The sequence below is a fragment of the Jiangella anatolica genome (assembly GCF_003236295.1).
Taxonomy (GTDB): domain Bacteria; phylum Actinomycetota; class Actinomycetes; order Jiangellales; family Jiangellaceae; genus Jiangella; species Jiangella anatolica.
This window is the reverse complement of record NZ_POTW01000120.1, coordinates 1-18,709: the sequence shown is the minus strand read 5'-3', so window position 1 is coordinate 18,709 and position 18,709 is coordinate 1. Positions and strand designations below refer to the sequence as shown.

The following is an 18,709-nucleotide window of genomic DNA, read 5'->3' as shown; positions in this document are numbered from 1 at the left end:
AAGAGACAGCGCCCACCCAACCCCGACGCGCCCAGCGCCGGCGCCAGCACGTCGGCGACGGCCGGCTCGCTCGCCACACCGGCGGCCGCCGGAGCGTCCAGCACGCCGCCGGCCGCGGCCCACGCCGGGGACGGGGGCGCCGAAGGCCGGAACAGCGCCACGTCGGCCGTGGCGTCGTCGCCGAGCCAGGGCAGCTCACCCCGGCGTTCCAGCACGACACCGGCGCCGGCGGCGAGCACGACGACGCAGCCGGCCACGATCCCGGCCCGCCTCCACATCGTCGCCCCCTCACCTGTTGACACGGCCGACATCACCGTACGGGAGACTGGACCCGACCAGCACATCGGGGAGCTTCGCGGAAGGACCTGCAGGTGGAGTTCGACGTCACCATCGAGATTCCGGCGGGCAGCCGGAACAAGTACGAAATGGACCACGAGACCGGCCGCATCAAACTCGACCGGCGACTGTTCACGTCGACCCGCTACCCACACGACTACGGGTTCATCGACGACACGCTGGGGCTGGACAGCGACCCGCTGGACGCGTTGGTGCTGCTCGAGGAGCCGACATTCCCGGGCTGCCTCATCCGCTGCCGCGCGGTCGGCATGTTCCGGATGAAGGACGAGGCCGGCGGCGACGACAAGGTGCTCTGCGTGCCGGCCGGCGACCCGCGCAAGGACACCTACCAGGACATCGACGACGTCCCCGAGTTCGACCGGCTGGAGATCCAGCACTTCTTCGAGATCTACAAGGACCTCGAGCCGGGCAAGTCGGTCGAGGGCGCCACATGGGTCGACCGCGCGGCCGCCGAGGAGGAGATCCAGGCCTCCCGCCAGCGCCTGATCGACGCCGGCGGCCACCACTGAGCTAGGGCATGTCTCCCAAGTCCATGGCCTACTGCGCGACGCCCAGGCGGCGCCTCGCTGCGTTCTCGTCAGTCGCCATAGGCACCGCTATGTCTCCTTCCTCGGCCTTGCGAGGCATCCACCTGGACGCCGCTCGCTACGGCCGAGACTTGGGAGACATGCCCTAGACGCGGCCGTAGAAGGACGGGTCGATCCAGTAGAAGACGTTCTGGACCTCGACGTCCTTGCCCGGCCTCGGGGCGTGGATCATCCGGCCGTCGCCGATGTACAGGCCGACGTGGTACACGCCGGCGGCCTGGCCGTTGTCGGACCAGAAGATCAGGTCGCCCGGGCGCAGGTCGGAGTACGAGACGCGGTCCACCGCCTGCGCCTGCGCGACGCTCCAGTGCGGCAGGTCGACGCCGCCGGCCTGCCAGGCCCGCATGGTGAGGCCGGAGCAGTCGAAGCTGTTCGGGCCGTCGGCTCCCCACTCGTACGGCTTGCCGACCTGCGCGTAGGCGTAGTCGATGGCGGCCTGCGCGCCGCTGGCCGGCGGATCCGGCTCCTCCGGCGGCGCCGGCGGGTCCGGCTCGACCGTCGGCTCCGGCGACGGCGACGGCACGACGGGCGGCGGCTCCGGCACCACCGGCGGCTGGCTGGTCGGCGGCGGGCTGGGCTCCGTCGTCGGCTGCGGCGGCGGGCCGGGCTCGACCGGGACGGTCGGGTCGTCCGGCGGGCCGACCGACGGTGTGCTGGTCGGGGCCGGCGGCTGGTCCTGCTCCGCCGCCTCCTGCTCGGCCTGCTCCTGCTCCGCGGCCAGCGCGTCCTGGCGCTGCTGCTCCAGCGCGACGGTGGTGCCGCGGGCGACCGCGAGCTGGGCGAGCGCCGTGGAGCGCTGGTCCTCGACGGCGGCGACGGCGCGCTCCTGCCCGGCGACCGCGGCCTCGGCCACCGCACGGGCCGCGTCGGCCTGCTCGGCCGCCGCCGTCCGGTCCGCCAGCGCGGTGGCGGCTTCGGCCGCGGCGTCGTCGGCCGCCTCGCGGGCGTCGCGGGCGCGCTCGGCGATCGTCAGCTGCGAACGGGTGACGGCACGCAGCGCGCCCATGCCCTCGTAGAGCGCCTGGCCGTCCTCGGCGCCGAGCACCAAGCCGACGCCGGCCAGCTGGCCGCCCTGGCTGTAGGTCGCCGAGGCCATCCGGCCCAGCGCGATCCGGGCCTGCTCGGCCTCGTCCGCACGCTCCTGGGCCGCCGCGCGCGCCGTCTGCTCCGCGGCCGTGGCCTGTTCGAGCAGCAGCCGGGCGCCGTTGTAGGCCTCGATCGCCTTGGCCGCCTGGATGTACAGCGCGTCGACCTGCGCCGTCAGCTCGGCCAGCCGGGCCTCGAGCGCGGCGACGTCGCCGGCGGCGGCCGCCTCGGCGTCGCGGGCGTCCTGGAGGTCCGACTCGCTGGGCATCGTCGGCCCACCAGGACCGGCCGGGTCGGCGAACGCCGGCCCGACCACGCCGGCTGCCAACGCGGTGGCTAGTACACCTGCCACGAGCCCGTTCCGCACTGACAACCTCCCCCGTACCTGGCGTCCCACCAAGCACAGTAGCCAGGAAAGTCACGCCAGGGAACAGGAACCACAAGAATTTCAGGAGTCACACGGCGTGTCGCCTTGACTACTGACATCCGTGTAATTTCACGGGGCGTCTTCGTCGATCCGGGGCGCCTGCACGCGCCGGAGCAGCGGCGACAGCACCAGCACGCTGCGGGTGCGGGCCACGAACGGCTCCGCGGAGATCGCCGTCAGCACCCGCTCGAAGTGCTGCATGCTGCCGGCGAAGACGTGCAGCAGCGCATCGGCGTCGCCGGTGACCATGAACGCCTCGACCACCTCGGGGTAGGTCTGGATGCGCCGGGCGATCGCGTCCCCGCTCGTGCGCGGGTTGCAGAAGAGCTCGACGTAGGCCTCGGTGCTCCAGCCGATCTCGGCCGGCTCGACCCGGACGGTGAAGCCGGTGACGACGCCGCGGGCGCGCAGCCGGTCGACCCGGCGCTTCACGGCGGGCGCGGACAGGCTGACCTTCGCGCCGATGGCGCCGTAGCTGGCCCGGCCGTCGGCCATCAGGACCCGGATGATCCGCTCGTCCAGCGCGTCGAGTGTCATGGGCCGATCGTCCCCGTTCGCCCCAGCGAGCGCAACGAATCGCCGTCTGTTCGAGAACGGACGCAACGTTTCGGCCACATCCGCGCAATGAACGTCCCCTTACCGTTGCGCTGTGACCGTGAACGACGCCGCGGAGCTGACCCGGCTCCCCCCGAGCGGCCACCGCAGCGCGACGACCCGCGACTACGTGATGTGCCGCCCCGACCACTTCGCCGTGCACTACTCGATCAACGTGTGGATGGACCCGGCCCGGCCGGTCGACCGCGCCTGCGCGCTGGCCCAGTGGGACGAGCTGCGCGGGACGTACGAGGAGCTCGGCCACCGGGTGCACCTGCTGGACCCGGAGCCCGGCCTGCCGGACATGGTGTTCGCGGCGAACGGCGCGTTCGTGGTCGGCGACCGAGCGCTGGGTGCGCGGTTCCGCGAGCTGGTCCGGGCCGACGAGGCGCCGGCGCACCGGGCCTGGCTGGAGACCGCCGGCGTCGCCGTCACCGAGCCTGTCGCCGTCAACGAGGGCGAGGGCGACTTCGCCTGGGCGGGCGGGCGGATCCTGGCCGGCGCCGGATTCCGCTCCGACCCCGCCGCACACACCGAGCTGGCCGCCGTCTTCGGCGTGCCGGTCGTGCCGCTGCAGCTGGTCGACCCGCGCTTCTACCACCTCGACACCGCGCTGGCCGTGCTCGACGCGACGACGATCGCGTACTACCCGCCGGCGTTCTCGCCGGCCAGCCAGGCCGTGCTGGCCGACCTGTTCCCCGAGGCGATCGTCGCCACCGAGGCCGACGCGCTCGTGCTCGGGCTGAACGCCGTCAGCGACGGGCGGCACGTCGTGCTCGCCACGCAGGCGCGCGATCTGGCCGACGCCGTCGCCCGGGCCGGGTTCGAGCCGGTCCCGGTCGACGTGTCCGAGCTGATGAAGTCCGGTGGCGGCGTCAAATGCGCCACTCTGGAACTGCACGCCCCGCACCAGGAGGAGCTCTCGTGACGATGCAGACCACCCGCACCCAGGACGCGATCGCGCTCGTCGAGAGCAGCACCGCGCACAACTACCACCCGCTCCGCGTCGTCGTCGCCGAGGCCGAGGGCGCCTGGGTCACCGACGTCGAGGGCCGCCGCTACCTCGACTTCCTCGCCGCGTACTCGGCGGTCAACTTCGGCCACCGCCACCCGCAGATCGTCGCCGCCGTCAAGGAGCAGCTGGACCGCGTCACGCTGACCAGCCGCGCGTTCCACCACGACGTGCTCGGCCCGTTCGCCCGCGAACTGGCCGACCTCGCCGGCAAGGACGTCGTGCTGCCGATGAACACCGGCGCCGAGGCGGTCGAGACCGGCCTGAAGGTGGCCCGCAAGTGGGGCTACGAGGTCAAGCGCGTGCCGGAGGACCAGGCGACGATCATCGTGGCCGAGGGCAACTTCCACGGCCGCACGATCAGCGTCGTCAGCTTCTCCACCGACCCGGTCGCGCGGACGAACTTCGGCCCGTTCACGCCCGGTTTCCGGGTCGTCCCGTACGGTGACGCGGCCGCGCTGGAGGCGGCGGTCGACGAGACGACGGTGGCCGTGCTGGTCGAGCCGATCCAGGGCGAGGCCGGCGTCGTCGTCCCGCCCGCGGGGTACCTCGCCGACGTGCGCCGGGTCTGCGACGAGCGGCGGCTGCTGTTCGTCGCCGACGAGATCCAGTCCGGCCTCGGCCGCACCGGCACGACGTTCGCCTGCGAGCACGAGGGCGTCGTGCCCGACCTCTACCTGCTCGGCAAGGCGCTGGGCGGCGGCGTCGTCCCCGTGTCGGCGGTGGTCGGCAACCGCGACGTGCTCGGCGTCATCCACCCCGGCGAGCACGGCAGCACGTTCGGCGGCAACCCGCTGGCCTGCGCGGCCGGGCGCGCCGTCGTCGCCATGCTGGCCACCGGCGAGTGGCAGCAGGCCGCCGTCGAACTGGGCGCGCACCTGCACGCGCGACTGGGCGAGCTGGTCGGACGGGGCGTGCTGGAGGTGCGCGGGCGCGGCCTGTGGGCCGGCGTCGACATCGACCCGGCGCTCATGACCGGCCGCGAGGCGTGCGAGGCGCTGCTCGCCGAGGGTGTCCTCGTCAAGGACACGCACGGCTCGACCATCCGGTTCGCGCCGCCGCTCGTCGTCACCCGCGACGAGATCGACCTCGCCGTCGACGCGCTCGGGCGGGTGCTGGCCGCCCGCGGGGCGTGACCGCCGACACATCGCCGCGTCGTTTCACCTGACGGACACCTCGCGGGCGTACGGTGACCCGGTGCCGAAGAAGCCTGACGACGAGGTCACCGTGCTCAAGGTCAACCCCGCCGTCTGGGCGCAGGCGTTGAAAGCGGCCGACGGCGATGCCAGACGGATCGAGATCCGCGGCGAGTTCGACGTCGTCGTGCACAACGAGCCACTGCCGCCGGGAGAACGGGTCAACCGCACATCGTGAACCGCCGACTGCTGCTCGCACTCGCCGCCGTCGTCGTCGTGATCGTGGCCGCGGTCGCGATCGTGCTGGTCACCAGGGACGACGGTGACGGTGACACTCCCGGCACCGTCGCGCTCGCCGACGAGCAGCGGGCGCTGCTGGACTCCGCCGTGCCGAGCCCCGACTGCCCGGACGAGCCGGCCGCCGCGCCGGACGACGACTCCCTCGTCGCGCTGGACGTGCTGCGGGTGGACGAGAACGACTGCCTGGTGACATCCACCGAGTACCTGCCGGCCGGCGACGTCGAGGCGCGGCAGTCGGAGCTGCTGGCCGAGGACGGCGTCGTCGCCGCCGGCGTGGTCGGCGAGGTGAGCCTCGACGAGGCGGACGACCGCCGCGACCAGCAGTGGCCGCTGGACCGGCTCGGCGCCGAGGAGGGCTCGCCGGACCTGCCCTGGCCGGACGGCGACGGCGCCGTGCTGGCGGTCCTCGACACCGGCATCGACGAGACGCACCCGGACCTCGGCAACGCCGTCATCGAGCGCCGCCACTACCCCGGCGAGGGCGAGCACGACCCGGACGGTCACGGCACGCACGTCGCCGGGATCGCGGCCGCCCGGCGCGACAACGGCGGCATCATCGGGGTCGCGCCGCGGGTGAGCGTCCTCGACGTGCCGGTGCGACTGAAGGACGCCAACGACAACGGGCCGAGCTGGGCCACGGGCCTGGTCTGGGCCGTCAACCACGGCGCCGACGCGGTCAACATGTCCTTCGGCGGGCCGATCCCGGCGAACCCCGACGTCGAGGAGGCCCACGGCCTGGAGGTCCAAGCGGCGGCGGTGTACTTCGCCGTCACCAACGACGTGGTCGTGGTCGCGTCCGGCGGCAACTGCGGGCCGTCGCCGTTCACCGGCTGCGACGAGACGAACCAGCAGCAGAACCCGTCCTCGCTGCCGGACGTGATCGCCGTCGGCGCGGTCCAGGAGGACTTCGACCTGGCCGGGTACTCGACCCGGAACGAGTTCATCGACCTCGTCGCGCCGGGCGGCGGCGACCTCATGAACACCGTGACCTCCACGTACCCCGGCGGCGACTACAAGTCGATCCAGGGCACGTCCCAGGCCGCGCCACACGTGGCCGCCGCGGCCGCGCTGATCCGGGCCGCCGCGCCCGAGGCCTCCGGCGAGGACATCGCGCAGGCGCTGCTCGACACCGCCGACCTCGATCCGCTTGACGAGGAGGACCGGCTGGGACTCGGCGTCGGCCACGGCTTCCTGGACATCGAGGGCGCGCTGGACCAGGTCCTGGCCGGCCAGCCGCCCGCGATGACGCCGGCGGAGCGCACCCACGCGGTGTTCGTCCGCGACGACGAGCTGGTCGCGTTCGACGGCGACCAGCTCACGCCCGTCATGACGCTCGACCCCGGGGCGCAGGTGCGCTGGGTCGAGTGGTCCGCCGACGGGTCGCTGCTGACCGGCGTCGTCGGCGGCGAGCTATTCGCCTGGGACGGGTCCGAGCTGGTCACGCAGGCGTGCGGCTGGTGCACCGAGAGCCGGGGCGCGTTCCTCGAGGACGTCCAGGTCGACGGCGCGACCGGCGACTTCATCGTCGGCATGGACTACACCGGCGCGATGACCTGGTACGACGTCGCGACGCTGACGGAGACGGCCACGACGACACCGGCCTTCCCGGCCGACGCCGTCGGAACGAAGACGCTGCTCGGGTCGGTGGGCGGGCGGCTGCTGGTGCACGAGTCCGGCGGCGCGCAGGCGTCGGAGCGGGTGTGGCTGCTCGATCCGGCGTCCGGCACGGCCGAGTTCTCCGCGGACGTCATGGGCTCGGCTCAGGCGCCGATGGCCGCCTCGGCCGACGGCGCGCAGGTCGCCGTCGTGACCGGCTACGGCGCGTGCGGCGCCGAGGTCACGGTGCTCGAGGCCGACCGCCTGACCGAGGTTGCTGTGGCGCCGGTGCCCGAGGACCTGATCGTCGAGGAGGTGTTCTTCAACGGCGAGGACCTCTACGCGACGCTGGAGCAGGATGCCGGCGACTGCTCCGCCCTGGCGCCGGCCGGGCTGTGGCGGGTCGACGGCGGGGAGTGGCAGCAGCTCTCCGAGGACACCCCCGCCGCCCGGCCGCTGGAGGGCATGGACGACGCGGTCGAGCAGGGCTGGCTGATCGCGTATCCGGGCCGGGGCGTGTTCGAGCCGCCACTCGCCGACGGCCCGTCGCCCGATGAGCTCGGCGCCGTCACCGACGGACCCTGGGCCACGCCCACCCACACCGAGGTCCCCTGGCCCTAGCTCCCATGATCATCAACCTTTTGAGCTGTCCCAGCAGCCCAAAAGGTTGATGATCATGGGACGGCGGCTCGGTAGCGGTCGGCGATCAGCCGGGCGACCAGGGCGTGCGGCCCGATCGGCGGCGCGACGACGTCGGCGCCGACGGAGTCCAGCCGCTGCTGGAACAGGCCGGGGGCCAGCAGGTACGACGCCACCCCGACGGTGCCGTACAACCGCAGCTCCGCCACCGCCTCGGGCACCGACGGCGAGGCGGTCGTGACGTAGCCCGGCCGGACGGGCCGGGACAGCGCCGACGAGAGCAGCGCCGCCGCGACGTCAACCTCGGCCAGCGCCGACGCGTCGGACGAGCCGGCCGCGGCCAGCACGACGGCGTCGGGCAGGCCGTCCCCCGCCGACCGCAGCCGTGCCTCCACGGCCGCGACGATCGCCGGGTCCGGGCCGAGCGCCGGCGTCACGACCGCCCGTCCGCCGTCGGACGCCACGGCCGACGGCACGTCGACCCGCACGTGGTACCCCGACGCGAGGAACATCGGCACGACGACCGGCCGCTCACCCGCGGGAACGTCGGCCAGCACGGACTCCAGCGTCGGCTCGATCACGTCGACGTACGCCACCCGCACGTCGACACCGGGCAGCAGCGCGCGGACCCCGTCCAGCAGTTCGGCCAGCACGACGGGGCCCTCGGGGGCGCGGGTCCCGTGCGCCACGGCGATGAGAGTCACGGGACAAGTCTGCGCGATGTTCGTACGGTCGGATCATGACCTCCGACCCGAACGCCCGCGGCCCGTTCCGGCAGCGCGCCCGCCGCGTGGTGCGCCCGGAGGGACCACCGACCCAGCCACTGGCCATCCGCGGCCTGCAGAGCCGGCTGACGGCGGACGAGGAGCGCCGGGTCCTGGACCTGATCCTGCGCACCGGCGACGCGATGATCGCGACGGGCGCGCCGGTCGCGGACGTGACGGCGGCGCTGCTGCGGCTGGCCGCCGGGTTCGGCGTGACCCGGCTGCAGATCGACATCACGTTCATCTCGATCATCGCGTCCATCGACCGCGACGACCCGATCACCAAGGTCCGCGTCATCAACCTGCGCAACTCCGACTACAGCCGGCTCGCGGACCTGTTCGACCTCGTCGACGACGCGGAGTCGCTGACGCCGGACCAGGCGCAGCGGCGGCTGGACCAGATCCTGTCCGCGCCGCATCCGTACCGGCGCTGGATCGTCACGCTCGCGCTCGGCCTCATGGCGTCGGGCGTCGCGCTGCTGCTCAACGGCGGCCCGCTGGTCGCGCTGGTCGCGGCGGTGACGACGATCGTCATCGACCGGACCCTTCGCGCCGTCCGCCGCAAGGGGCTGCCGTACCTGTTCCAGCAGATCATCGGCGCCGGGTTGGCGACGGTGGTCGGGCTGGCGGCGTTGTGGGCGACGGACCGGTTCGGCTGGTCGCCGACGCTGCTGCCGCCGTCGCTGATCGTCGCGTCCGGCATCGTCGTGCTGCTGGCCGGGCTGTCGCTGGTCGGCTCGGCCGAGGACGCGATCGCCGGCTATCCGCTGACGGCGGCGGCGCGGACGTACGAGGTGGTGCTGCACACGATCGGCCTGGTGGCCGGCATCGGCGTGATGCTGGACCTCGGCCAGCGCGCCGGCATCCCGCTGACCATCGTCGACCCGGCGAACCTGACCAGCCCGACGACCGTCCAGATCCTCAGCGGCGGCCTGATCGCCGGCACCTGGAGCCTCGCCTCGTACACGCGGGCGCGCACGATCCCGGTCGTCGTCGGCGTCGGCATGGTCGCGGCCGGTGTGCTGCTGCTCGGACGGCAGGCGCTCGACCTCGGGCCGGTCGGCTCGTCCTTCCTCGCGGCGCTCGTGGTGGGTCTGATCGCGGGCGGACTGAGCCAGCCGCTGCGGACGCCGAACCTGGTCATCTCCGTCTGCGGCATCACGCCGCTGCTGCCGGGCCTCGCGATCTACAACGCGATGTTCCGGATGGTCGAGGCGGACGACGTCGTCGGCGGCACCGGCCAGCTGATCGAGGCGTTCGGCATCGCGCTGGCGCTGGCCGCCGGCGTCACGCTGGGCGAGTACCTGGCGACGCCGCTGCGCTCGGAGACGGACCGCTGGCAGCGCCGGGTCGCCCGCCGGGCCCGCGGCACCCGCAGCTGACGCGGTCACGACGCGATCAGGTCGCGCAGGGCGACCACGTCGCCCACGACGACGACGGCGGGCGGCTCGATCCCCTCGGCGGCACACCCGACGGTGTCCAGCGTCGCCACCAGCACCCGTTCGCCACTGGACACGACGACGGCGACCGGCGTGCTGCCCCGCCGGCCACCGGCGACCAGCCGCGCGGCGATGGCGCCGAGGTGCGTCACGCCCATCAGCACGACGATCGTGCCGGTCCCGGCCCCGAGTCGGTCCCAGTCCACCGTCGACTCCGCCGAGTCCGGGTGGGCGTGCCCGCTGACGATCGTCACCTCCTGGGTGACGCCGCGCTGGGTCACCGGGATGCCGGCCATCGCGGGGACGGAGATCGCGCTGGTCACGCCGGGCACCACCTCGTACGCCACGCCGGCGGCGGCGCACGCGAGCGCCTCCTCGCCGCCGCGGCCGAACACGTACGGGTCGCCGCCCTTGAGCCGGACGACCCGCAGCCCGCGCCGGGCCCGGTCGATCATCAGCTCCTCGATCTCGCGCTGGCCGCGCCGGTGCTTGTGCGGCTCCTTGCCGACGTCGACGATCTCGACGTCCGGTCGGAGCGCGTCGAGCAGCGACCGCGGCGCCAGCCGATCCACCAGCACGACGTCGGCGTGCTTGAGCAGGTCGAACCCGCGCAACGTCAGCAGCCCCGGGTCGCCCGGCCCGCCGCCCACGATCGCCACATGCCCCGTCATCGCACACCCCCGTACTTCGCCGAGCCGGACGCCTCCGGCTCGTAGGCCAGCCGATACCCACGTTTCACCACCGTCTGCACGACGCGGGCTCCGACGGCGCCACGCAGCCGGGTGACGGCCATCTCGACGGCGTGCTCGTCGCTGCCGCCGCCGGGCAGGACGGCCAGCAGCTCGGCCCGAGGCACGACGACGCCGGGCCGTCGGGCCAGCTCCGCCAGCACCGCCAGCGGACCGGGCGGCAGCTCGCGCACCTCTCCGTCCACGACGACGGCGTGCCCGCGCAGCTGCACGGCGTGCCCGGCGACCCGCAGCGTGCGGCGGCGGGCGGGCAGTTCGGCGACGATCTCGCGGACCAGCGCGCCCAGCCGGGACCGGGCCGGCTGCACCGTGTCGACACCCAGCCGTTCCAGCCGCGCCCCGGTCACCGGCCCGACGCACGCGGCGAGCACCGACGAGCGCAGCGCGTCCAGCACCGCGTCCTCCAGACCCATCGACGACGCGAGCGACAGCAGGCTGGCCACCGCCGGCGCGCTGGTGAACACGACGCAGTCGACCTGCCGGGCCGCGAGCGTCTCGACCAGGCGGCTCAGCGGCGCGACGTCGTCGGGCGGCACCCACCGGTACACCGGCACCGCGACGACGGTGGCGCCGGCCGCGGTCAGCGCGTCGGTGAAGTCCGGCAGCGGCTCGCCGTGCAGCTGCACCGCGATGCGCCGTCCGGTCAGGTCCTGTGCCAGCAGGTGCTCCAGCACCTCGGCCGACGACTCCGACGGCGGCGACCAGTCGTCGGTCAGCCCGGCCGCCCGCAGCGCGCCGCGCGCCTTCGGGCCGCGCGCCAGCAGCGTCGCCGACCCGAGCCGGTCCAGCAGCGGCTCGCCCAGGCCCCAGCCGTCGGCCGCCTCCATCCAGCCGCGGAAGCCGATCCCGGTGGTCGCGACGGCGATGTCGATCGGCTCGTCGACGCACCGCTTGGTCGCTGCGAGCAGCTCGGCGTCGTCGTCCAGCGGCACGATCCGGATCGCCGGCGCCTGCACGACCCGGGCGCCGCGCCGCTCCAGCAGCGCGCCCAGCTCCTCCCGCCGGCGCGCGGCCGTCACCGCGACCGTGAAGCCGGCCAGTGGCGGGAGGTCCGTCACGGCACCGCCACCTCGACGTCACCGTCGCGCACCCGCACCTCGTACACCGGCACCGCGACACCGGGCTCGTCCAGGCACTCCCCTGTCACCAGCGAGAACACCTGCTTGTGCAGCGGGGACGCGACGGTGGGCTCGGCGCCACGGGAGCCCACGATGCCGCGCGACAACACGTAGGCGCCGCTGAACGGGTCGCGGTTGTCCAGCGCGAACACGTCGCCGCCGAACGTGCGGAAGACCGCCACCTGCGCGTCGCCGACCAGCGCCGCCACGCCGCGCTCGGGCGGCAGCCGGTCGTAGCTGCAGACGACGGTCCACAGCCGGACATCGATCACCGTCATCGGCGCACCACCTCCAGGGTCGGCCCGGCCACGACCGGACGGATCTGCCCCCGCTCCAGCTCGAACTTGATGCTCGGGTCGGGCGCGTCGGGGGCGTTGACGAACGACACGAACCGGCTCAGCTTCTCCTCGTCGTCGAGGACAGCCGCCCACTCGTCGGTGTAGGCGCCGACGTGCGCCTCCATCGCGGCCTCCAGCTCGGCGGTCAGCCCGAGCGAGTCGTCGACGAGGACGCGGCGCAGGTACGCGAGGCCGTCGCCGTGCTCGTCGGACAGCGCCTCGATCCAGGCGGCCGTGCGCTGCAGCCGGTCGGCCGTGCGGACGTAGAACATCAGGAAGCGGTCGACGAGCGCGACCAGCTCGGCCGTCGAGAGATCGGACGCGAACAGCTCGGCGTGCCGCGGCCGGAACCCGCCGTTACCGCCGACGTACAGGTTCCAGCCGTTCTCCGAGGCGATGATGCCGACGTCCTTGCTGCGGGCCTCGGCGCACTCGCGGGCGCAGCCGGAGACGCCGGCCTTGATCTTGTGCGGCGCCCGCAGCCCGCGATAGCGCAGCTCCAGCATGATCGCCAGCGACGTCGAGTCCTGCACGCCGTAGCGGCACCAGGTCGAGCCGACGCACGACTTCACCGTCCGCAGCGCCTTGCCGTACGCGTGCCCGGACTCGAACCCGGCGTCGACCAGCCGCTTCCAGATCGCCGGCAGCTGCTCGACCCGGGCGCCGAGCAGGTCGATCCGCTGCCCGCCGGTGATCTTGGAATAGAGGCCGAAGTCGCGGGCCACCTCGCCGATGGCGATCAGGCCTTCCGGTGTCAGCTCGCCGCCGGGCACCCGCGGCACCACCGAGTAGGTGCCGTTGCGCTGGATGTTGGCGAGGAACGCGTCGTTGGTGTCCTGCAGCGTCGCCTGCTCGCCGTCGAGGACGTGCCCCGTGCCCAGGCTGGCCAGGATCGACGCGACGACCGGCTTGCAGATGTCGCAGCCGCGGCCGCGGCCGTGCCGGGCGATCAGCTCGCTGAACGTGCGCAGCCCGGTGACCCGGACGATGTCGAACAGCTCGGCCCGGCCGACGTCGAAGTGCTCGCACAGCGCCGGGTTGGCCTCGACGCCGGACTGCGTGAGCAGCGTCTTCAGCAGCGGGACACAGCTGCCGCAGACGGTGCCGGCCCGGGTGCACGCCTTGACCGCGCCGACGTCGGCGCAGCCCTCGTCGTGGATCGCCGCGCGGATGGCGCCGGCGCTGACGTTCTGGCAGGAGCACACCTGCGCGTCGTCGCCGAGGTCGGACGTGGACGGCCCGGCCAGCAGCAGCTGCTCCGGTGTGTCGGTGAGCGGCTGCCCGACCATCGTCCGCAGCGCCGCGTACGCCGACGCGTCGCCGACCAGAACGCCGCCGAGCAGCCGCGACGCGTCGTCGGTGACGACCAGCTTCTTGTAGACGCCGCCGACCGGGTCCGCGTACACGACCTCCAGCGCGTCCGGCGTCGCCGCGTGGGCGTCGCCGAAGCTGGCGACGTCGACGCCGAGCAGCTTCAGCTTCGTGGACAGGTCCGCCTCGGCGAACGCCGCGTCGCCGTCGAGCAAGCGGTCGGCCACCACCTCGGCCATCTCGTAGCCCGGCGCGACCAGCCCATAGACGCGGCCGCCGGCCAGCGCGCACTCGCCGATCGCCCAGATCGCCGGGTCCGACGTCCGGCACGCCTCGTCGACGACGATGCCGCCGCGCTCCCCGACCGCGAGGCCGGCGGAGCGGGCCAGCTCGTCGCGCGGCCGGATGCCGGCGGAGAACACCACCATCCCGGTGTCCAGGTCCGAGCCGTCGGCGAACGTCAGCCGCAGCCCGCCGTCGACGGCCTCGATCCGCTCGGTGGCGGTGTCCAGCCGGGCGGTCAGCCCGAGCGCCTCGACCTTGCGCCGCAGCACCTCGCCGCCTCCACGGTCGATCTGCGCGGGCATCAGCCGCGGCGCGAACTCGACGACGCTGGCGTCCAGCCCGAGCGCGAGCAGCGCGTTCGCCGCCTCCAGCCCGAGCAGCCCGCCGCCCACGACGACGCCGCTGGTGACCGAGGACGCGCGGTCGCGGATCGCGTCCAGGTCGTCGATCGTCCGGTAGACGAAGCAGCCGTCCAGGTCCGCGCCCGGCACCGGCGGCACGAACGGCCGCGACCCGGTGGCCAGCACCAGCGCGTCGTAGGCGAGCTCCCGCCCGGCCGACGTGCGCACCCGGCGCGCGGCCCGGTCGATCTCGACGACGGCCTCATCGAGCACCAGCTCGCAGCCGTCGTCGTAGCAGCCGTCCTGAACCAGCCGCAGCTCCTCCTCGGTCGTCCCGGTGAGGTACGAGGTCAGCGCGACCCGGTCGTAGGCCGGCCGCGGCTCCTCGCCGAAGACGGTGATCCGCCACCGCCGCTGCGGGTCGCGCTGCCGGACCGCCTCGACCAGCCGCTGCCCGACCATGCCGTTGCCGACGACGACGAGCTGACGTGTGCTCATGCGGGGACCTCCACGGTGGATCGGGACGTGAGCAGCGCCGCGACGTCGGCGCGGCAGCCGCCGCAGCCGGTGGTGGCGCGGGTGGTGGCGGCGACCTCGGCGACGGTGTCCGCGCCACAGGCCCGGATCCGGCCGGCGGTGACGCCGTTGCAGCGGCAGACGGTGTGGTCGTCCGGCACGTCCGCCGGGTCGACGGCCGCCGCCACGCCGGGGAAGATCAGCGCCCGCCGGTCGGCCGGCACCGGCGCCGCCCGGTCGAACAGCTGGGTGACGGCGCCGACGGTCTCCGCGCCGCCGAGCATGATCGCGCCGGTGACGCGGTCGTCGCGGATCACGACCTTCTGGTAAGTGCCGCGGGCCGGGTCGGCGAAGCGCAGCACCTCGGCGTCGGACTCGTGGTCGTCGACGTCAGTCTCGCCCATCGCCGCGAGGTCGACGCCGGCCGCCTTCAGCCGGGTGACGACGGCCGAGCCGCGGTACCGCGCGGGCCCGCCGGTGAGCGCGTCCGCCAGCACCGCGGCCTGCTCCCACGCCGGCGCGACCAGCCCGTACACCTGCCCGTCGTGCTCCGCGCACTCGCCGATCGCGTGGATCGCCGGGTCGGTCACCGAGGTCATGGCGTCGTCGACGACGATGGCCCGGTCGGTCGCCAGCCCGGCGGCCGCGGCCAGCCGGGTGTTCGGCCGGACGCCACAGGCGACCACCAAGAGGTCGGCCGGCAGCCGCGTCCCGTCCTCCAGCAGCAGGCCGCGCCCGCCGCCGCCCCAGCCCTCGGTGAACCGGACCGCCCGGGCGTTCAGCCGCACGCGCACGCCCAGCTCGTCCATGGTCCGGGCCAGCACCCGGCCGGCGTCGAGGTCGAGCTGGCGTTCCATCAGCCGGTCCGCCGGGTGCACGACCTGCACGCGGACACCGCGGCCGGCCAGCCCGCGGGCCGCCTCCAGGCCGAGCAGCCCGCCGCCGAGCACGACGGCGTACCGGATCCGGTCCAGCCGGGCCAGCATCGCCCGGCAGTCGGCCAGCGTGCGGAACACCGCGACGTCGCGTCCCGGCTCGCCGTCGTCGCCGGTCAGCCCGTCGATCGGCGGCACCCACGCGGTGCTTCCGGTGGCCAGCACCAGGTGGTCGTACGGGACGTGCTCGCCGGCCGTCGTGAGGACCCGGCGCCCGTGGCGGTCGATCGCCGCGACCTCGACACCGGTGCGCAGCTCGACGTCCTCGGCGGCGTACCAGGCCGACGGCACCGTCTCGATCTCCGCCGGGGTCAGCTTGCCGGCCAGCACCGACGACAGCAGCACCCGGTTGTAGGCGGCCTCCGGCTCCGCGCCGAGCACCGTCACCTCGAACCGGCGGCCGAGGTCGCGGGAGCGCAGCTCCTGCACGAACCGGGCGCCGGCCATGCCGTGCCCGACGACGAGAATGCGATTCACGACTGCGACATCAGTCGGTCGGCTCATGCGGCGCCAACTCCTTCGCCCCACTCGGCAAGCGGTCTGGACCGACGACTCGGCGAGGCCTCCGGCCCCGCGTCGCCGTCGGTGCCGCATGAGCCTCCCTGGGCACCCGCTCCAGCCGGACCGCGCACACCTTGAACTCCGGCATCCGCGAGACCGGGTCCAGCGCGGGGTTCGTCACCCGGTTCACCGCCTGCTCGCCGCCCCAGTGGAACGGCATGAACACGGTGTCCGGCCGGATCGTCGTCGTCAGCCGGACCCGTCCGACGGCGTCACCGCGGCGGCTGACCACCCGCACCAGGTCGCCGTCGGCCAGCCCGGACCGGCCGGCGAGGTCGGGGTGGATCTCGACGTGCGGCTCGGCGGCCAGCGCCGGGATCCGGCGGGTCTGCGCGCCGCTCTGGTACTGCTGCAGGATCCGTCCGGTGGTGAGGTAGACGGGGTGCTCGGCGTCGACGTCCTCGGCCGGCGGCCGGTGCTCGACGGCGACGAACCGGGCCCGGCCGTCCGGCGTCGGGAACCCGTCCGCGAACAGCCTGGGAGTACCAGGGTGCCCGGTCGTCGGACACGGCCAGAACACGCCGCCCTCGGCGTCGATGCGGTCCCAGCCGATGCCGGCGTAATCGGCGACGCCGCCCGCGCTGGCCCGGCGCAACTCGTCGTAGACGGTCTCCGGGTCGTCGCTGAATTCGGCCTTGCAGTCCAGGCGGTCCGCGAGCTCGGTCAGGACGGCGAGCTCGGTGCGCACGCCGGGCGGCGGCGCGACCGCCCGCCGGCGGCGGATCACGCGGCCCTCGAGATTGGTCATCGTGCCGTCCTCCTCGGCCCACTGGGTGACCGGCAGGACGACATCGGCCAGCGCGGCGGTCTCTGACAGGACGACGTCGCTGACGACCAGCAGGTCCAGCGCCGCGAGCCGCTCGGCCACGAAACGCCCGCGCGGCGATGACACCGCGAGGTTGGTGCCGTGCACCAGCAGCGCCCGCGGCCCGCCGTCCGTCCCCAGGCTCTCGATCAGCTCGTACGCCGACGGGCCCGGCCCGGGCAGGTCGTCGGGGTCCACGCCCCAGACCCCGGCGACGTGCGCCCGGGCGGCCGGGTCGTCGATCTTCCGGTAGCCGGGCAGTTGGTCGGCCTTCTGGCCGTGCTCACGCCCGCCCTGGCCGTTGCCCTGGCCGGTGATGCAGCCGAACCCGCTCGACGGCCGGCCCGGCAGGCCGAGCGCCAGCGTCAGGTTGATCAGCGCGGTGACGGTGTCGGTGCCCTTGCTCTGCTGCTCCGCGCCCCGGGCCGTGAGCACGACGGCGCCCCGGCCGCGCGCACCGGCGGCCAGCGCCGCCACGGTGGCCCGCTGCGCCTGCACCGAGACGCCGGTGACCCGCTCGACCCGCTCCGGCCACCACTGCGCCGCCGCCCGCCAGGCCGCGTCGAACCCCGTCGTGCGGTCGTGGATGTAGGCCCGGTCGGCGTGCCCGTCGGCGACGGCGATGTGCAGCAGGCCGAGCGCCAGCGCGAGGTCGGTGCCGGGCGCGACCGGCAGGTGCAGCGTCGCCCGCTCGGCGGTGGCGGTGCGGCGCGGGTCGGCGACGATCAGCGACCCGCCCCGGTCGACGACGGGGGCCAGGTGCTGCATGAATGGCGGCATCGTTTCGGCGACGTTGCCTCCGGCGATCAGCACGGCGCCGGTCTCGGCGAGGTCGGGCAGCGGGAACGGGAGTCCGCGGTCGATGCCGAACGCCCGGTTCGACGCCGCCGCGGCCGACGACATGCAGTACCGGCCGTTGTAGTCGATGTTCTTCGTCCGCAGCGCGACCCGGGCGAACTTGCCCAGCTGGTAGGCCTTCTCGTTCGTCAGCCCGCCGCCGCCGAGGACGGCGACCGCGTCCTGTCCGTACTCGGCCTGCGTGGCGTGGATCGCGGCCGCGACGACGGCCAGCGCCTCGTCCCAGCTCGCCTCGCGGAACGGCGCCGACCGGTCGTCGCGCAGCAGCGGCGACGTGAGCCGGTGCGGCGACGTGAGCAGCTCGGCCGCCGTCCAGCCCTTCTGACACAGCCCGCCGCGGTTGGTCGGGAAGTCGCGCGGGCCCACGGTGACCCGGCCGCCGGCGTCCGCCGTCAGCGTCATCGCGCACTGCAGGGCGCAGTACGCACAGTGGGTGGCCGTGTTCCCCATGCCCGCTACGGTGTGAACCTGCGGTTTCCGAGCCGCCTCAGGAGTGTTACGCCCGCGATAAATGCCCCGCACTCGATGTCTCCGCGACCGGTGATCAGATGTCGGCGCCGGCGAGCTCGGACCCGCGTCGCCCGTAGTTCCACCAGGTCAGCAGCGCGCAGCTGACGTAGAAGCCGAGGAAGATGACGAACGCGGTCGCGATGGCGCTCGTCGGCACCCGGCCGTCGTTCACCAGCCCGAGCACGCCGAACGTCGCGACGATGGCGAACCCGCCGAACGCGCCGACCGCCGACGACAGCCCGATGACGGCGGCCGCCTCGGTCCGGTTGCGGAAGATCATCGGGATCATCCGGAACGTCGAGCCGTTCCCGAGTCCTGTCGTGGCGAACACCAGCAGGAACGCGCCCAGGAACAGCGGCCAGCGGCCCGCGTCGACCGCGATGATCACCACGATCGTGCCGGCCGCCATCGCGGCGAAGTTCCACAGCGTCACCCGCGCCCCGCC

15 protein-coding genes and 2 pseudogenes are annotated in these 18,709 nt (G+C 74.1%); 6 read left to right on the top strand and 11 right to left on the bottom strand.

Features of this window, described 5'->3' with window-relative positions; translation table 11 throughout:
- A pseudogene (locus C1I92_RS29755) lies at positions 1 to 278 on the bottom strand (hypothetical protein); the annotation flags it as partial.
- Positions 279 to 371: 93 nt separating this feature from the next.
- Between C1I92_RS29755 and C1I92_RS29750 the strand changes: the two are divergent.
- Positions 372 to 866 (top strand): inorganic diphosphatase, encoded by a 495-nt coding sequence (locus C1I92_RS29750; RefSeq protein ID WP_111258259.1) that lies wholly within the window; start codon positions 372 to 374, stop codon positions 864 to 866.
- Between the two features lie 163 nt (positions 867 to 1,029).
- Here C1I92_RS29750 and C1I92_RS29745 read toward each other — a convergent pair whose 3' ends face one another.
- Entirely contained in the window at positions 1,030 to 2,382 is a 1,353-nt protein-coding gene (locus tag C1I92_RS29745; protein ID WP_146605331.1) for a C40 family peptidase, read from the bottom strand.
- A gap of 144 nt (positions 2,383 to 2,526) precedes the next feature.
- On the bottom strand, positions 2,527 to 2,994 hold the full coding sequence (locus C1I92_RS29740) for an Lrp/AsnC family transcriptional regulator (protein WP_111258257.1): 468 nt from the start codon (positions 2,992 to 2,994) through the stop codon (positions 2,527 to 2,529).
- A 190-nt stretch (positions 2,995 to 3,184) separates the two neighbouring features.
- Here C1I92_RS29740 and ddaH point away from each other — a divergent pair, with 190 nt between their 5' ends.
- The 4 genes from ddaH (at position 3,185) to C1I92_RS29725 (ending at position 7,716) form a co-directional block, all read left to right on the top strand.
- Positions 3,185 to 3,979, top strand: coding sequence for a dimethylargininase (ddaH, locus tag C1I92_RS29735; RefSeq protein WP_111258261.1), 795 nt, complete (start codon positions 3,185 to 3,187; stop codon positions 3,977 to 3,979).
- Between the two features lie 2 nt (positions 3,980 to 3,981).
- Complete coding sequence (gene rocD / locus C1I92_RS29730; protein WP_111258260.1) at positions 3,982 to 5,199, top strand: ornithine--oxo-acid transaminase; 1,218 nt, start codon at positions 3,982 to 3,984, stop codon at positions 5,197 to 5,199.
- 61 nt (positions 5,200 to 5,260) lie between these two features.
- Positions 5,261 to 5,437 carry a hypothetical protein gene (locus C1I92_RS34105; protein WP_158564330.1) on the top strand — a complete coding sequence of 59 codons (177 nt, stop codon included), beginning with the start codon at positions 5,261 to 5,263 and terminating at the stop codon, positions 5,435 to 5,437.
- Positions 5,434 to 7,716: a S8 family peptidase gene (locus C1I92_RS29725; protein ID WP_111258256.1), complete on the top strand. Its 2,283-nt coding sequence runs from the start codon at positions 5,434 to 5,436 to the stop codon at positions 7,714 to 7,716. The genes C1I92_RS34105 and C1I92_RS29725 overlap by 4 nt, the downstream gene beginning before the upstream one ends.
- A 53-nt stretch (positions 7,717 to 7,769) precedes the next feature.
- On the opposite strand, the gene C1I92_RS29720 is transcribed toward C1I92_RS29725, so the two are convergent.
- Positions 7,770 to 8,438, bottom strand: a complete 669-nt coding sequence (locus C1I92_RS29720; RefSeq protein WP_111258255.1) for a sirohydrochlorin chelatase — start codon at positions 8,436 to 8,438, stop codon at positions 7,770 to 7,772.
- A 35-nt stretch (positions 8,439 to 8,473) separates the two neighbouring features.
- Here C1I92_RS29720 and C1I92_RS29715 point away from each other — a divergent pair, with 35 nt between their 5' ends.
- Positions 8,474 to 9,880: a threonine/serine exporter family protein gene (locus C1I92_RS29715; RefSeq protein WP_111258254.1), complete on the top strand. Its 1,407-nt coding sequence runs from the start codon at positions 8,474 to 8,476 to the stop codon at positions 9,878 to 9,880.
- 5 nt (positions 9,881 to 9,885) lie between these two features.
- On the opposite strand, the gene cobA is transcribed toward C1I92_RS29715, so the two are convergent.
- The 7 genes and pseudogenes from cobA to C1I92_RS34100 form a co-directional block, all read right to left on the bottom strand.
- Complete coding sequence (gene cobA, locus C1I92_RS29710; RefSeq protein ID WP_111258253.1) at positions 9,886 to 10,608, bottom strand: uroporphyrinogen-III C-methyltransferase; 723 nt, start codon at positions 10,606 to 10,608, stop codon at positions 9,886 to 9,888.
- Positions 10,605 to 11,744: a uroporphyrinogen-III synthase gene (locus C1I92_RS29705; protein WP_111258252.1), complete on the bottom strand. Its 1,140-nt coding sequence runs from the start codon at positions 11,742 to 11,744 to the stop codon at positions 10,605 to 10,607. Before C1I92_RS29705 ends, cobA begins: the two co-directional genes overlap by 4 nt.
- A complete protein-coding gene (gene nirD / locus C1I92_RS29700; protein WP_111258251.1) occupies positions 11,741 to 12,082 on the bottom strand; it encodes a nitrite reductase small subunit NirD in 342 nt (113 codons plus the stop codon). Before nirD ends, C1I92_RS29705 begins: the two co-directional genes overlap by 4 nt.
- Complete coding sequence (gene nirB, locus C1I92_RS29695) at positions 12,079 to 14,577, bottom strand: nitrite reductase large subunit NirB (RefSeq protein WP_111258250.1); 2,499 nt, start codon at positions 14,575 to 14,577, stop codon at positions 12,079 to 12,081. Before nirB ends, nirD begins: the two co-directional genes overlap by 4 nt.
- Positions 14,574 to 16,034, bottom strand: a complete 1,461-nt coding sequence (locus C1I92_RS29690) for an FAD-dependent oxidoreductase (RefSeq protein ID WP_111258249.1) — start codon at positions 16,032 to 16,034, stop codon at positions 14,574 to 14,576. Before C1I92_RS29690 ends, nirB begins: the two co-directional genes overlap by 4 nt.
- Entirely contained in the window at positions 16,018 to 18,204 is a 2,187-nt protein-coding gene (locus C1I92_RS29685) for a molybdopterin oxidoreductase family protein (protein WP_111258248.1), read from the bottom strand. Before C1I92_RS29685 ends, C1I92_RS29690 begins: the two co-directional genes overlap by 17 nt.
- 94 nt (positions 18,205 to 18,298) lie before the next feature.
- Positions 18,299 to 18,709, bottom strand: a pseudogene (locus C1I92_RS34100) (nitrate/nitrite transporter); the annotation flags it as partial.

What these genes read in the sequence shown, in the direction of transcription:
- C1I92_RS29740 (WP_111258257.1), bottom strand. Translation starts at nt 2,994, where the DNA reads ATGACACTCGACGCGCTGGACGAGCGGATCATCCGGGTCCTGATGGCC.
- cobA (WP_111258253.1), bottom strand. Translation starts at nt 10,608, where the DNA reads ATGACGGGGCATGTGGCGATCGTGGGCGGCGGGCCGGGCGACCCGGGG.
- rocD (WP_111258260.1), top strand. Translation starts at nt 3,982, where the DNA reads ATGCAGACCACCCGCACCCAGGACGCGATCGCGCTCGTCGAGAGCAGC.
- C1I92_RS29685 (WP_111258248.1), bottom strand. Translation starts at nt 18,204, where the DNA reads ATGGGGAACACGGCCACCCACTGTGCGTACTGCGCCCTGCAGTGCGCG.
- nirB (WP_111258250.1), bottom strand. Translation starts at nt 14,577, where the DNA reads ATGAGCACACGTCAGCTCGTCGTCGTCGGCAACGGCATGGTCGGGCAG.
- C1I92_RS29690 (WP_111258249.1), bottom strand. Translation starts at nt 16,034, where the DNA reads ATGAGCCGACCGACTGATGTCGCAGTCGTGAATCGCATTCTCGTCGTC.
- C1I92_RS29715 (WP_111258254.1), top strand. Translation starts at nt 8,474, where the DNA reads ATGACCTCCGACCCGAACGCCCGCGGCCCGTTCCGGCAGCGCGCCCGC.
- nirD (WP_111258251.1), bottom strand. Translation starts at nt 12,082, where the DNA reads ATGACGGTGATCGATGTCCGGCTGTGGACCGTCGTCTGCAGCTACGAC.
- ddaH (WP_111258261.1), top strand. Translation starts at nt 3,185, where the DNA reads ATGTGCCGCCCCGACCACTTCGCCGTGCACTACTCGATCAACGTGTGG.